A 14,545-nucleotide genomic window follows, 5' to 3' on the forward strand; every position below is an offset into this window, starting at 1 on the left:
AAAAAGCGTTTACTTTTTAGCTACAACCACCTGCGAAGTGTCACCATGAAATTCAAACCGTCAATCAAGCCTTATACCGGCCCAGCGGGCGGCTGGGGTTCGCTTGAAGCCACCACCCGCTTTGTCCTCGACAGTAAACAAACCCTAAAAAACATGCGCAACCTGATGCGCGTCAACAAGGCGCGCGGCTTCGACTGCCCCGGTTGCGCCTGGGGCGACGACAACCACAGCACCTTCAGCTTCTGTGAAAACGGCGCCAAGGCGGTCAGTTGGGAAGCGACGCGCAGCGCCGTCGAGCCTGAGTTCTTCGCCGCGCACAGCGTCAGCACCCTGCAGCAGCAGAGCGACTATTTCCTCGAATATCAGGGGCGCCTCACGCATCCGATGCGCTACAACGCCGAAACCGACCACTATGAGCCTATTCATTGGCCGGACGCGCTGGCGCTGATCGCCAGGCACATCAACGCAATGGACAACCCGAACCAAATCGAGCTGTATACCTCGGGCCGCGCCAGCAACGAAGCGTCGTACCTTTATCAACTGTTCGGCCGCATGCTCGGCACCAGCAATTTCCCCGACTGCTCCAACATGTGTCACGAGGCGAGCGGCGTCGGGCTGAAGCAAAGCATCGGCGTCGGCAAAGGCACCATCCGCATCGATGACTTCGAAAAAGCCGACGCCATCTTCGTGTTCGGTCAAAACCCCGGCACCAACCACCCGCGCATGCTGCACAGCCTGAAAAACGCCGCCCGACGCGGCGCGCGCATCGTCAGTTTCAACACCCTGCGCGAGCGCGGGCTGGAAAGATTCGCCGATCCGCAGGATCCGGTGCAGATGCTGACGCCCAAATCCTCGCCGATCAGCTCCTCCTATTACCAACCGAATCTGGGCGGCGATATGGCGGCGGTGCGCGGCATGGTGAAAGCGCTGCTGGAAACCCACCGCCAGCGGCTGGCCGCCGGTGAGCCCCCCCTGTTCGACCTGGCGTTTATCGAACGGCACAGCGTCGGCGTGGAGGCATACCTGGCGCAAGTGGATGCGACCGAGTGGCGGGCCATTACCGCACAATCGGGCCTGAGCGAAGCGCAATTGCGCCAGGCGGCGGCCACTTACCAGGGCGCCGAGCGGGTGATCTGCACCTGGGCGATGGGCGTGACTCAGCATAAGCACTCGATTGCGACGGTGCGTGAAATCACCAACCTGCAACTGCTGTTCGGGCAACTGGGCAAACCGGGCGCCGGTCTGTGTCCGGTGCGCGGCCACAGCAACGTCCAGGGCAACCGCACCATGGGGATTGACGAGAAGTCGCCCAAGGCGCTGCTCGACAGCCTGGAACACCACTTTAACTTCACCGCCAATCGCGCGGTGGGCCACAACACGGTGGAAGCGATCGAAGCGATGTTGCGCGGCGAAGTGAAAGTGCTGATCGCGCTGGGCGGCAATCTGGCCGCCGCGGCGCCGGACACCGAGCGCACCGCCCGCGCCCTGCGCAACTGCGATTTGACGGTGCATATCAGCACCAAGCTTAACCGCAGCCACCTGGTGACCGGCAAAGACGCGCTGATCCTGCCGACGCTCGGCCGCACCGAACTGGACATGCAGGCCAGCGGCTCACAGTACATCACGGTCGAGGACTCGTTCAGCATGGTGCACGCCTCGGAAGGCATCGGCAAACCGCTGGCGGACACTCAACGTTCGGAGACGGCGATCGTCTGCGGCATCGCCGACGCCGTGCTGGGTACGCAACAGCTGGACTGGCTGGAATTGGCCGACGACTACTCGCTGATCCGCGATCATATCGCCGCCACCATTCCCGGCTTTGAGGATTTCAACCGTCGCTGCGAGCAGCCCGGCGGATTCTACCTGGGCAATGCCGCCGCCGAACTGCGCTTTGCCACGCCGAGCGGCAAGGCGGAATTCAGCGCCGCCGCGCTGCCGGCGACCCTGTTCCCGCAACTGGGCGACGTGCAAGCGCCGTTTACCCTGCAGACGCTGCGCTCGCACGATCAGTACAACACCACCATCTATGGTCTGGATGACCGCTACCGCGGCGTTTACGGTCAGCGCGAAGTGCTGTTCATCCATCCGGAAGATCTGGCGGCGCTGGGCCTGCAGGATGGCGAACGGGTAGAGATAGAAACCCTGTGGAACGACGGCGTGGTGCGTAAGGTGGATGGATTCAAGCTGGTGAGTTACGACATTCCGCGTGGCAACCTGGCGGCCTACTACCCGGAAACCAACCCGCTGGTGCCGCTGGCCAGCTTCGGCGACGGCACCGGCACTCCGACGTCGAAGTCGATCCCGGTGGCGATTCGCCGCAGCGAGCAGCAACCGTCGCTGCGCATCGCCTGAAAACGCGCGCCCGGTTCACGCCGGGCGCGCCAATATTTCCAGGATAGTCTGCAATTCCTCGGACAGCTGATGCCGCCGCCAGACGAAATAGAGATCGCTCACGCCCTCCTCGCCCATTTCCACCACCTTCAGCCCCGGCGCCGGCAAAATCAGCGGCAGCAACGAGCCGGGCACGCAGGCGACGCCGCAACCATCCTTCACGCAGGCTGCCATCGCGGCATAAGATTCCATTTCCAGCGTCATGCGCGGTTTCAGCCCGCGCGAGGCCAGCCAGTGATCGACCTTCAGCCGGAACGAGCACTCGCGGCTGAACGTGTAAAACTCCAGCGGCGCCAGCGTGGCGGCGTCGGGTTGCCCGACATCCGCCGGCATCAGCAGCACCAGCCGTTCGTCAAACGCCTTTTGGCTGGCCAGCAGCGGATGCTCAATCGGGCCGTCGGTGATCGCCAGATCGAGATCGCTGTCGATCAACATGCGTTCCAGCACCAATGAATCGCGGCTGAGCACGTTGATCTGCAAATGGGGCTGTAAACGGCGCAGCCGGGCGATGCGCGCCGGCAAGTGACTGACCAGCGAAAAATCCAGCGCCCCGAGGTTCAGCAGCCCATGCTGTTGCTCGCCGGCGAACAGCTGCTTGCTGCGCTCCGCCTGCGCCACGATGTCGCGCGCCTGTTGGTAGAACAGCCGGCCTTTGGGATTGACGTACAGCCGGTTCTTGTCACGGAAAAACAGCTCGCCGCCCAGCGACTCCTCTAGTTCGCGCAGCCGCAGCGTGACGTTGGAAGGCACGCAGTGCAGCTCGCGGGCGGCTGCGGCGATGGTTTTGTGTTCCACCACGGTGCAGAAAAACTTCAACTGGCTCAGCTTCATCTATCATTCACTTTTAGTTAGCGTTTTAGTTAGAAACAATTACTTTAGATTAGCATCGATTTCACCTACAGTCTGTCGACACCCTGAGGAGGATCACTGATGCCACTGAATGATTTACTGACGCTGCCCGGCGTGGCGGCCCAACCGGACGCGGTAACCGACGGTTACGTGTTCAACCACACCATGATCCGCGTGAAAGACCTGACCAAAGCGCTGGATTTCTACACTCGCGTACTGGGTTTTACCCCGGTCTATCTGGAAGAATTCAAAGAGGCCGCCTTCACCATCTGCTACCTGACGCGCAGCCCGCGAGAGCAGATCCCGCAGGATGACGACGAACGCAAACGCTGGGCGCTGAGCCAACCGGGCATTCTCGAGCTGACCCATAACCACGGCACCGAAAATCAGGCGGATTTCCATTACCACAACGGCAACGGCGAGCCGCGCGGCTTTGGCCACCTGTGCGTCACGGTGCCGGACGTGCGCGCCGCCTGCGAGCGTTTTGAGCGCCTGGGCGTCACCTTCCAGAAACGCCTGCATGAAGGCCGCATGAACTACGTCGCGTTCATTCGCGATCCGGACGATTACTGGATTGAAATCCTGCAGCCGACGCCGCTGCAGGACTGATTGCCCCCTTCCTTCACCCCGGCCTGCGCGCCGGGGTTTTTCATCGTTCGCCCTTCGATTGACCAATCTTGCGCAAAATCGCGCGGCAACGCGGGGTTCCGTGACGTTAGGCTTGCTCGCAGCGGGTGATTCGCGTAAAACTGTCAGCCGCAAATCTTGCCACTCACAACCCATTCACTGGACGATATGTTTCAAGATAACCCGCTGCTGGCGCAGCTAAAACAGCAACTTCACTCTCAGACCCCGCGCGTTGAAGGCGTAGTGAAAGGGACTGAGAAAGGCTTTGGCTTTCTTGAAGTAGACGGTCAAAAAAGCTACTTCATTCCGCCGCCGTACATGAAGAAAGTCATGCACGGGGATCGCATTATCGCCACCCTGCACACCGAGAAAGAGCGCGAAATCGCCGAGCCGGAAACCCTGGTCGAGCCGTTCCTGTCACGCTTTGTCGGCCGCGTGCAAAAGCGCGACGATCGTCTGTCCATCGTGCCCGATCATCCGTTGCTGAAAGACGCGATTCCGTGCCGCCCGGTGCGTGAACTGACCCACAACTTCCAGGCCGGCGACTGGGCGGTGGCGGAAATGCGCCGCCATCCGCTGAAAGGCGATCGCGGCTTCAACGCCGACCTGACCCAGTTTATCACCGACGGTGAAGACCATTTCGCCCCGTGGTGGGTGACGCTGGCGCGTCACAACCTGGAAAAAGAGGCGCCGGAGATGCAGGCCCTCAGCGAGCCGGACGCTGCGCTGGTGCGTGAAGATCTGACCGCGCTCGAATTCGTCACCATCGACAGCGCCAGCACCGAAGACATGGACGATGCGCTGTACGTGACCGACAACGGTGACGGTTCGCTGCAGTTGACCATCGCCATCGCCGATCCTACTGCCTACGTAGAACAAGGCAGCAAGCTGGACGACATCGCCCGCGTGCGCGCCTTCACCAACTATCTGCCGGGCTTCAACATCCCGATGCTGCCGCGCGATCTGTCGGACAACCTGTGCTCGCTGCGCCCTAACGAGCGCCGTCAGGTGCTGGCTTGCCGCGTGACCATCGCCGCCGACGGCGCGCTGGGCGAAGATATTCAGTTCTTCGCCGCCGAGATCGAATCCAAAGCCAAACTGGTGTACGACGAAGTCTCCGACTGGCTGGACGGCATTGCCGGCTGGCAACCGCCGAGCGACGCCATCGCGCAACAGATCACCCTGCTGAAACGCGTTTGCGACGCGCGCAACGCCTGGCGCCACCAGCATGCGCTGGTATTCAAAGATCGCCCGGACTACCGCTTCGTGCTGGGTGAAAAAGGCGACGTGCTGGAGATCGTTACCGAGCAGCGCCGCAGCGCCAACCGTATTGTTGAAGAATGCATGATCGCCGCCAACGTCTGCGCCGCCATCGTGCTGCGCGATCGCCTGGGCTTCGGCGTGTACAACGTGCACACCGGTTTCGATCCTGCGCTGGTTGAGCAAGCGGTCACCGTACTGCAGGCCAACGGCGTCGAAGCCGAAGCCGAGAAGCTGCTGACCCTCGACGGTTTCTGCGAATTGCGCCGCCACCTGGACGCGCAGCCGACCCAGTTCCTCGACAGCCGCATCCGCCGCTTCCAGACCTTCGCCGAGATCAGCACTACGCCGGGGCCACACTTCGGTCTGGGTCTGGAGGCTTACGCCACCTGGACATCGCCGATCCGTAAATACGGCGATATGGTCAACCACCGCCTGCTGAAGGCGATCATCAACCAGCAGTCGGCGGAAAAACCGCAGGATGACGTGACGGTGCAGCTGGCGGAGCGCCGCCGCCTGAACCGCATGGCGGAACGCGACGTCGGCGACTGGCTGTACGCCCGCTTCCTGCAGGACAAGGCCGGCACCGATACCCGCTTCAACGCCGAGATTATCGACGTAACCCGTGGCGGCCTGCGTGTGCGCCTGCTGGACAACGGCGCGGTTGCCTTCATCCCGGCGCCGTTCATTCACGCAGTGCGTGACGAAATGCAGTGCAGCCAGGAAACCGGCACCGTGCAGATCAAAGGTGAAGTGGTTTACCGCCAAAGCGATACCTTGCAGGTCACCATCGCCGAAGTGCGCATGGAAACCCGCAGCGTGATCGCCCGTCCGGTGGCCTGAACGCCAGCCTGAAACGGTCGCGACGCAAAGCGCCGGCGGTGAGAACCGCCGGCGTTTTTTTTCGCCCGCACTCGCTAACGCAATGGATCGCCGCCGGTTTCACGCAGCAATGGCAGCACCGCCAACGAAGCCAGCGTCGCCAGCATCAGGTAGACGGCAGGCGCCAGCAGCGAGCCGCTCAACGCGATCGACTGCGAGGCAATATATTGGGCGAAGCCGCCGAAAATCGCCACGCCGAGGCTGTAGACCAACGCAAACCCCAATGCGCGAATGCGCTGCGGAAACAGCTCCGAAATCATCAGCATGGTCGGCACCGAGCCGAGCGTGGTCAATCCGACCAATATCGCGACAATCAGCAGCAGCACCGCCGGATGCGGCGCGGCGCTCAGCCACCAAAACGCCGGCAAGGCCACGATCAAGATAGCGATGCGCGAGCCTCGGATCAGTGGCAAGCGGCCATAGCGATCGCACCAGTGCCCAACCAACAGGCTGCCGCCGAAGGTCACCAGCCCCGCCAGCAGCATCGCGGCATAGCCGTAGGCCTGCGGCATGCCTAAGTATTTCACCGCGTAAGTGCCGAGATAATACATCGAGATGTAAGTGGCGACGGTGGCGCCAATGGTCAGCATCACGCCGAGCACCACCGCCCGCGAGTGCCGTCGCAGCTGCGCCGGCGGTTCATGGGCCCGCGACACCGGCGGCCGGTCGCTTTCCAATCCGAGACGCAGCCAGCAACCGAGCGGCGCCAGCGCCACACCGATAAAGAACGGAATGCGCCATCCCCACTCGGCCATGGCATTCGGCTCGCCGGAGATCGCCGGCAACGCCGTGCTGAGCGCCAGCGCGGTGACGCCGCCGACCACGGTGGCGATGCCCTGTGTCGCCAGCGACCAGCTGGAATAGAAGCCTCGCCGGTTAGCTGGCGCCGACTCCACCAGCAACGACATCGATGCGCCCACCTCGCCGCCCGCCGCCACGCCCTGGATCAAACGCGCCGCCACCAGCGTGACGGTTCCCCAATAACCGGCGCTGGCGTAGGTCGGCGCAAAGCCGATCATCGCCGTGCCGAGGCTCATCAGTGAAATCGTCAGGATCATCGCCGGCTTGCGGCCATGGCGATCGGCATAGGCGCCGATCAGAATGCCGCCCAGCGGCCGCATGAAAAAACTGACGCCAAACGTGGCGAACGCCAACAGCAACGCCAAATTGGGATCGCTCGAGGGGGGAAAAAACAATACGCTGATATAAATAACGAAGAAGTTATAGATACCGAAATCGAAAAACTCCAGCGCATTGCCGAAGGAGGCGGCAAATATCACTTTCTTGCCGCCTACCCTCGCAGGCGCGTTTATTGTTGGTTGCGTCGCCGCCGTATTTTCACTCATCATTATCTTCCCTGTTATTATTCTTCGAATTTATTTTAAATACGCTTCCGCCAACGCTCCCCAATACTGGCTGCCGGCCGCCAGACACCCATCGTTAAAGTCATATCCCGGGTTATGCACCATGCAGCTCCCTTCGCCGTCGCCGTTGCCGATGATTAGGTAGCAGCCTTGCGGATGCGCATCAAGCATAAAGGCGAAGTCTTCGCTGCCCATCAGCGGCCTGGCGCCGTAGTGTGCGCGGGCGGCGCCGAACTGCTGCTGCGCCACGCGATGGGCGAAACGGGTCATCGCTTCGTCGTTGACCAACACCGGCGTGCCGTTAACGTGTTCCACCGTCGCGTGGGCGCCGAAGCTTGCCGCCTGCGCTTCGATCAGCGCCGGAATGCGCGCCAGCAGCGTAGCGCGCGCCTGGCGATCCAGCGAGCGTACGCTGAGCTTCATCTCCGCGCTGTCCGGGATCACGTTGGCCGCCTCGCCGGCCTTGATGCTGCCAACGGTGATCACCGCCGCTTCCAGCGGATCGATATTGCGCGAAACGATGCTCTGCAGCGCGACGGTGATATGCGAAGCCACCACCACCGGATCGACCGTCAGTTGCGGAATGGCACCGTGGCCGCCGCGCCCCTGCACCCGCACGTTGAACTGATCCATCGAGGCCATAAACGGGCCGTGCTGGAAGAAGAACTCGCCGAGCGGCATCCCCGGCATGTTGTGCATGGCGAAGATGGCGTCGCAGGGGAAGCGCTCGAACAGCCCCTGTTCGACCATGCGCGCGCCGCCGTTCAGCATCTCTTCCGCCGGTTGGAAAATCAGGTGCAGCGTGCCGTTGAAATTGCGCGTTTGCGCCAGGTAACGCGCGGCGCCGAGCAGCATGGTGGTATGGCCGTCATGGCCGCAGGCGTGCATGCGGTTGGCCACGCTGCTGCTCCAGGGTTTGCCGTTGTTTTCCTCGATCGGCAAGGCGTCCATATCGGCGCGCAGTCCGAGGCGTTTAACGCCGTCGCCCACCCGCAGCGTCCCCACCACGCCGGTGCCCGCCAATCCGCGGTGTACCTCATAGCCCCACGAGCTTAGATAATCCGCCACCAGATCGCTGGTGCGAAATTCTTCAAAACCCAACTCGGGATGCTGGTGAATATCATGCCGGATGGCCGTAAGCTGCGGTAAATACCCTTCAATGACTTTATTTATCATAATTAAATTCCTTTCGTAGCTTTATTATTTATTTAATGAATGAATAAAAGTGCGAATTGAAATAAAGGTATAACACGGCATGAGTAATTTTATTTCGGCGCGCCTCGCCAGATAAAATAATAGGCCGCCAGACGCCGTGCTCAGATAAAAAACGGCGATGATTCGCTGTATGCGAAGTGAAAGTGCAGAATGAACTTCTGCCGGGAAGCGCATGGGCCGCAGCCTGCGCCAGCGGTGTTTCATCACGTTGTTTTTACACTAAAACCCCACCTGCTTCACATTTCTCATCCGACCTGCCACGGTTCGGCGGCAAAACTTCTACTGTTAAAACGTCATTCCTAATAACAACGTCGATTTTACCTCTGCACGCCAAGGAGTTATTTCATGAGAAACATCAGGTCCGGACTTATCTGGCTGCTGGTGGCGTTGGTCGGCGCCTTCGCCTTCGCCATGCTGGCGCTCAGCCGCGGCGAGCACATCAACGCCGTCTGGCTGGTGGTCGCCGCCGTCGCTTGCTACAGCATCGCCTACCGCTTCTACAGCCGGTTCATCGCCGACAAGGTCTTTGAACTGGATGACCGCCGTCTGACCCCGGCCGAACGCCACAACGACGGCCTGGACTACGTGCCCACCAACAAATGGGTGCTGTTCGGCCACCACTTCGCCGCCATCGCCGGCGCCGGGCCGCTGGTGGGGCCGATCCTGGCCGCGCAGATGGGCTTCCTGCCGGGAACCATCTGGATCCTGGTCGGCGTTATGTTGGCCGGCGCGGTGCAGGATTTTCTGGTGCTGTTCATCTCCACGCGCCGCGACGGACGTTCGCTGGGGGAAATGGCCAAGCAAGAGCTGGGCGCGTTCGCCGGGGTGATCACCATGCTCGGCGCGCTGGGGGTGATGATCATCATCCTGTCGGCGCTGGCGTTGGTGGTGGTGAAAGCGTTGGCCGACAGCCCGTGGGGGCTGTTCACTATCGCCGCCACCATCCCGATCGCCCTGTTCATGGGCATCTACATGCGCTTTATCCGGCCGGGCAAGATCGCTGAAATTTCGGTGATTGGCTTCGTGCTGATGCTGCTGGCGATCGTTTACGGCGGCAACGTGGCGCAAGATCCCTATTGGGGGCCGTTCTTCACGCTGCACGGCACCACCCTGACCTGGGTGCTGGTGATCTACGGCTTCGTCGCCTCGGTGCTGCCGGTGTGGCTGCTGCTGGCGCCGCGCGATTACCTTTCCACCTTTATGAAAATCGGCGTCATCATCGGCCTGGCCATCGGCATCGTCTTCGCCATGCCGGAGATGAAAATGCCGGCGGTCTCGCGCTTTATCGACGGCAGCGGCCCGGTGTTCGCCGGCGCCCTGTTCCCGTTCCTGTTCATCACCATCGCCTGCGGCGCCATTTCCGGCTTCCACGCGCTGGTCTCCAGCGGCACCACGCCGAAGCTGGTGGAGCGCGAAAGCCACATCCGCTTTATCGGTTACGGCGCCATGCTGATGGAGTCTTTCGTCGCCATCATGGCGCTGATCTGCGCCTCGGTGCTGGATCCGGGCGTCTACTTCGCCATGAACTCGCCGGCGGCGCTGATCGGCACCACGGTGGAAAATGCTTCGCAGGTGATTAACAGCTGGGGCTTTATCGTCACGCCGGAGACGCTGGCGCTGATCGCCAAAGAGGTGGGCGAGAACGCCATCCTGTCGCGCGCTGGCGGCGCCCCGACCTTCGCCGTGGGCATGGCGCACATCATCAGCGAGGTGTTCAACAGCCGGGCGATGATGGCCTTCTGGTACCACTTCGCCATTCTGTTCGAAGCGCTGTTCATCCTGACCGCCGTCGACGCCGGCACCCGCGCCTGCCGCTTTATGGTGCAGGATTTGGTGGGCGTGGCGGTACCGCAGTTGGCCAACAACCGCTCCTGGTTCGGCAACCTGGCGGGCACCACGGTGGCGGTGGCCGGTTGGGGTTTCTTCGTGTATCAGGGCGTGGTCGATCCGCTCGGCGGCATCAATACCCTGTGGCCGCTGTTCGGTATCGGCAACCAGATGCTGGCGTCGATGGCGCTGATCCTCGGCACCGTGGTGCTGTTCAAGATGAAAAAACAGCGCTACGCCTGGGTGACTATTCTGCCGACCGCCTGGCTGTTCGTGACCTCCATGACCGCCGGCTGGCAGAAGATCTTCCACGAAAAACCGAGCATCGGCTTCCTGGCGCAGGCGAAGAAGTTCTCCACCGGCATCGAGCAAGGCACGATCATTGCGCCGGCCAAATCGTTGAAAGACATGGAAACCATCGTGTTCAGCAACCAGATCAACGCCGCGCTGTGCGGGTTCTTTATGCTGGTGGCGGTGACCATGCTGATCGCCGCCTTCTTCGCGATCCGCCGAGCGCTGCGCGCCGAACAGCCGACGGCGCACGAGGTCGGCGCCGCGCTGCGTGAGGAGACCGGCCGCGGCTGAGTCTCGCCGTTAGGAGAAACGGCCGGCCTCTCAGCGTACTGTTCAGAGGCCAGCCGTTATTTGTTTGAAGATGTCGCCCCCGAGAATATTGTCTTCACCGACCCACTTTTTAATTTCCGTCGCCAGGTACGGCGAGGCACCACTCGCCAGCGCACCTGCCAGGTTATTGCCCGCCAGCGCCGTCAACGCGCCCGTCACCGCCTGCGCCGCCTTCTGCAGGTCGCTGCCGGTGCCGTATTGCCGCATCGCGTTGTCGTACGCCTGCTTCATCACCGCCGCATCGTTCGTCGGTTTCCCGCTCTTCTCAAGCTGCTCCCTGGCCTGCGCCAGCGCCGCCGGGTCTTTCTGCGCCTTCAGCCCGGCAATCTCACCCTGCGTGCGGATGACGTCCATCGCCTGGCCGCCAATCTCCCCAATCAACTGCGCCTGCTTCAGCCGGTTCTGCTCCTTCTCCTTGTTGAATATCGGGCTGATGCTGCCATCGTTGGCGTTATCGACAGGTTTTGTCCGGCGGTGAGCGTGCTGCCTTGCGACTGGCGGCTGGCGGTGCGGGTTTCGTTCTTCGACGACTGACTGCCGTAGGAGGCGCTGATGCCCATCGTGTTGGTGGCACCCTGCACTGCACCGTTGTGAGCTGGGGACAAACCGGCGGCGGCGTTTTTCGCCTCCACCGAGGCGGTCAGTACACGTCAGGTTTACCCTTGTCCCCGTTACAACTGATGAATCGCCACGGGTTTAACAGACTGGACTGCCCCCACCCCGCTATGACTGCCTGAAGTGCGGCAGGAACTGACCCTTGACGTAAAAATCCCGGCTCAATGGCCTAATGCCGATCAGTTAAGCCTGAGTGGCATTTTTTTATCCAGCCTCTGGGCGTTCTGTGCAGGGGAATTGCCGTAAATGTCCCGCATTTCTCTGTGGCCAATATGAACGGCAATTGGAGGGGCCGATGGCGCGGCCCCTCCACCCGCGCCTTCGCCTAACACCGTCTGTCCGCTATGCGGATACCCTCGCCGCGTCTGCATTGTCGGGCGGGTCGGCTGCGACAAACGTCCCTGTTAGTCTCGCCTCAACCGGCCTTCCCTGGCCGGTTGCCCCTGACAACGCCGTCTTGCTCGGCAGCCGGTGATGCGAGCCCAAGGTCAACACCTGAGCTGGCTGCTACCGGGAAATCTGTCGCTTATGAGGTTGTGGTAGAGAAGTTGGAGATGAGCGCGGTGTTGGGCGCCCTTGAAGACGCCGAACGCAGGCATAGCGCATTAGGCGAAACCGCCATGGACGGCGGTTTCAGGTGAGACAGGCAGGGACGCCTGTCGCAACCGGCCTCAATGTGCTATGGCGGAGGGAGGACAAATCTGCCTGGAGCAGATTTGAACGCTGCTTGCAGCGGCCCCGAAGGGGCGAGGCCCAGGGATGGGCTGAGTAACGTTGGCAAAGCCAACCGTCTGACAAGGCAAAGGCGCGGGTTGCCAGGGGCCGCGCCTTCGGCCCCTGGCTCGGTCGAGGTGCATGAGCCACATGGGGCATCTCACTTTTATCGACCGAAAATGTCACGAACGCCTGCATAAAAACGCTAACTAGCCAGCCTTAGGCTCAATGGCCGGGATTTTGCGCTTCAGGTTACTGGTTTTATTCCTAAGCGAAACATTTCAGTGGGGAATAAAGGTTGTATTATCAGTTCGTTATTAAAAATAAATAACTTTGGTGATAAGGCTATGACGTCGTAAATATTTTCAGCAATCAAGCTTAACCTTGTTCTAAAAATAGGAATGTTCGCATCATCAGCAAAAACGAACACATCATCATTTTCTATGTGATGGGACCTCAATAGAGCGTCAATACTTTCATAATCTGAATATTTTATTTCTGACCATGTGACACTTCCTTTTGCAAAAGGATATTTATTTAAAATATCAATAACTTCCTGCTGAGCCTTACCCTCAATTATATTAAAATCAGCACTTAGTGCTTCTCGACACTCATCAAACAAAGTCATTTACCCTACCTGTTTAGCTGCTTCAATATAGTTTCAAAAGATTTCTCATTACCTTCAAAAGGTATGACTTGTTTCACTGCTTTTCCTGGCCCTTTACCCTGAGAGTAATCCCATATATTGATATGCGTACCTTTTTCAGGATCATAATCAACACGCCAACCCACTTTGCCATCACTAGATTGTCGTCCAATAACCTTTCCGTTCCCGGCACTTACTTCTAAACGCCCAATAACTGGTTTAGAATTTGCACCTAAATTACCTACAAGATCCAGTGCCTTGTTTCGAGCATTTTCCCAGTTTTTCTCTGGTTTAAGAATTTGTTCGATTTTAGGCTGAGTGCTTCCCTTAGCCTTACTAATTCCCCCAAACGCTGATGCAGCAGCGCTCGCTACAATACCCGCCTGAACCTCATCCAGACCGTACTCTTTCTGGAGTGCTTCCGATACTTTCTGAGTGGCAACAACACCTTCAGCCTGCATCTGCTGCGCAAACGTCGCCGTCAGATCGTAAACCATCTTGATCGGGATATCTTCACCCAGGGCACGATCTATTGCCTGCTTCACTGCCAGACTGTCGGTCAGCACGTCACCGTATTTCTGCTGACAGCTTTCCGGATTGCTGGCGCAGTCGCTGATGAGCTGCTTCTGCTGGGCGGTACTCAGCTCCTCATACTTCTTGATAACGCCGCTGCAGTCACCGCAGCTGGCCTGGCAGGACTTCATTTCAGCAGACCAGTTATCTATCTGTTTGCTGCTCAGATAGTTATTCTCAACCGCATTCTTCCCAGCCTGACCGCCGGTCACCGCTCCCGCAGTATCCCCCGTCGCCAGGCCGCCTGCAAGCCCTGCGGCCAGCTGGCTCAGTGCGCTAACCTGCTGCTTCTCGCTTTCGCTCAGTTGCTGCGCCGTTTTGCCCGGGAACAGCTGCCCGGCAATGTAGCGCGCCGCCAGTTCACCGCCGCCCGCGCCCAACCCGCCTGCCGCAGCTGACTGGTTGTTCAGCTGCGCAGTCACTGCGCCCAGCACTGCATGCGCCATCGCATTGGCCGCAACGTCGACTTCACCGGTCAGCGGATTGGTGGTCAGTTTCTTGATTTCCGTCGCCAGGTACGGCGAGGCACCACTCGCCAGCGCGCCCGCCAGGTTATTGCCCGCCAGCGCCGTCAACGCGCCCGTCACCGCCTGCGCCGCCTTCTGCAGGTCGCGCTGCCGGTGCCGTATTGCCGCATCGCGTTGTCGTACGCCTGCTTCATCACCGCCGCATCGTTCGTCGGTTTCCCGCTCTTCTCAAGCTGCTCCCTGGCCTGCGCCAGCGCCGCCGGGTCTTTCTGCGCCTTCAGCCCGGCAATCTCACCCTGCGTGCGGATGACGTCCATCGCCTGGCCGCCAATCTCCCCAATCAACTGCGCCTGCTTCAGCCGGTTCTGCTCCTTCTCCTTGTTGAATATCGGGCTGATGCTGCCGTCGTTGGCATGCTCGGTATCCCGGTTTAGCTGCGCCACATCCTGCTGCTGTTTCCCGGTATTGCCCGGAAACAGCTGAGCGGCATC

The 14,545-nt window shown here is 60.3% G+C and carries 8 protein-coding genes and 2 pseudogenes; 4 read left to right on the forward strand and 6 right to left on the reverse strand.

Annotated features, from left to right (window positions below):
• The first annotated feature begins 45 nt into the window (after window positions 1–45).
• Window positions 46–2,352: an FdhF/YdeP family oxidoreductase gene (locus tag ACSBQS_RS09225; RefSeq protein WP_193160187.1), complete on the forward strand. Its 2,307-nt coding sequence runs from the start codon at window positions 46–48 to the stop codon at window positions 2,350–2,352.
• A gap of 15 nt (window positions 2,353–2,367) precedes the next feature.
• Here the strand turns inward: ACSBQS_RS09225 and ACSBQS_RS09230 are convergent, their stop codons facing one another.
• Window positions 2,368–3,222 (reverse strand): LysR family transcriptional regulator, encoded by an 855-nt coding sequence (locus ACSBQS_RS09230; RefSeq protein ID WP_434990344.1) that lies wholly within the window; start codon window positions 3,220–3,222, stop codon window positions 2,368–2,370.
• 99 nt (window positions 3,223–3,321) lie between these two features.
• Between ACSBQS_RS09230 and gloA the strand changes: the two genes are divergently transcribed.
• Both gloA and ACSBQS_RS09240 read left to right on the forward strand, forming a co-directional pair.
• On the forward strand, window positions 3,322–3,849 hold the full coding sequence (gene gloA / locus ACSBQS_RS09235) for a lactoylglutathione lyase (RefSeq protein WP_019452681.1): 528 nt from the start codon (window positions 3,322–3,324) through the stop codon (window positions 3,847–3,849).
• A 186-nt stretch (window positions 3,850–4,035) separates the two neighbouring features.
• Entirely contained in the window at window positions 4,036–5,970 is a 1,935-nt protein-coding gene (locus ACSBQS_RS09240) for an exoribonuclease II (RefSeq protein WP_116403582.1), read from the forward strand.
• A gap of 74 nt (window positions 5,971–6,044) precedes the next feature.
• Here ACSBQS_RS09240 and ACSBQS_RS09245 read toward each other — a convergent pair whose 3' ends face one another.
• Both ACSBQS_RS09245 and ACSBQS_RS09250 read right to left on the reverse strand, forming a co-directional pair.
• Window positions 6,045–7,355: an MFS transporter gene (locus tag ACSBQS_RS09245; RefSeq protein WP_197666553.1), complete on the reverse strand. Its 1,311-nt coding sequence runs from the start codon at window positions 7,353–7,355 to the stop codon at window positions 6,045–6,047.
• A 30-nt stretch (window positions 7,356–7,385) separates the two neighbouring features.
• The gene (locus ACSBQS_RS09250) at window positions 7,386–8,549 is read right to left on the reverse strand and encodes a M20 aminoacylase family protein (RefSeq protein ID WP_108680855.1); all 1,164 of its coding nucleotides are present in this window, start codon (window positions 8,547–8,549) and stop codon (window positions 7,386–7,388) included.
• A 384-nt stretch (window positions 8,550–8,933) separates the two neighbouring features.
• On the opposite strand from ACSBQS_RS09250, the gene ACSBQS_RS09255 reads away from it, so the two are divergent.
• Window positions 8,934–11,000, forward strand: a complete 2,067-nt coding sequence (locus tag ACSBQS_RS09255; RefSeq protein ID WP_197666422.1) for a carbon starvation CstA family protein — start codon at window positions 8,934–8,936, stop codon at window positions 10,998–11,000.
• Window positions 11,001–11,084: 84 nt separating this feature from the next.
• Here ACSBQS_RS09255 and ACSBQS_RS09260 read toward each other — a convergent pair.
• From ACSBQS_RS09260 to ACSBQS_RS09270, 3 genes and pseudogenes are all read right to left on the reverse strand, one after another.
• Window positions 11,085–11,498: pseudogene (locus ACSBQS_RS09260) on the reverse strand (hypothetical protein); the annotation flags it as partial.
• A gap of 1,117 nt (window positions 11,499–12,615) precedes the next feature.
• Entirely contained in the window at window positions 12,616–12,996 is a 381-nt protein-coding gene (locus ACSBQS_RS09265; protein WP_072055799.1) for a CDI toxin immunity protein, read from the reverse strand.
• Between the two features lie 5 nt (window positions 12,997–13,001).
• Window positions 13,002–14,521: pseudogene (locus ACSBQS_RS09270) on the reverse strand (VENN motif pre-toxin domain-containing protein); the annotation flags it as partial.
• Between the last annotated feature and the right edge of the window lie 24 nt (window positions 14,522–14,545).

The sequence above is a fragment of the Serratia sp. H402Y genome (assembly GCF_051172415.1).
Lineage (GTDB): Bacteria > Pseudomonadota > Gammaproteobacteria > Enterobacterales > Enterobacteriaceae > Serratia > Serratia ureilytica.

Coding starts and splice junctions, on each gene's coding strand:
- ACSBQS_RS09225 (WP_193160187.1), top strand. CDS start 46: ATGAAATTCAAACCGTCAATCAAGCCTTATACCGGCCCAGCGGGCGGC.
- ACSBQS_RS09230 (WP_434990344.1), bottom strand. CDS start 3,222: ATGAAGCTGAGCCAGTTGAAGTTTTTCTGCACCGTGGTGGAACACAAA.
- gloA (WP_019452681.1), top strand. CDS start 3,322: ATGCCACTGAATGATTTACTGACGCTGCCCGGCGTGGCGGCCCAACCG.
- ACSBQS_RS09240 (WP_116403582.1), top strand. CDS start 4,036: ATGTTTCAAGATAACCCGCTGCTGGCGCAGCTAAAACAGCAACTTCAC.
- ACSBQS_RS09245 (WP_197666553.1), bottom strand. CDS start 7,355: ATGAGTGAAAATACGGCGGCGACGCAACCAACAATAAACGCGCCTGCG.
- ACSBQS_RS09250 (WP_108680855.1), bottom strand. CDS start 8,549: ATGATAAATAAAGTCATTGAAGGGTATTTACCGCAGCTTACGGCCATC.
- ACSBQS_RS09255 (WP_197666422.1), top strand. CDS start 8,934: ATGAGAAACATCAGGTCCGGACTTATCTGGCTGCTGGTGGCGTTGGTC.
- ACSBQS_RS09265 (WP_072055799.1), bottom strand. CDS start 12,996: ATGACTTTGTTTGATGAGTGTCGAGAAGCACTAAGTGCTGATTTTAAT.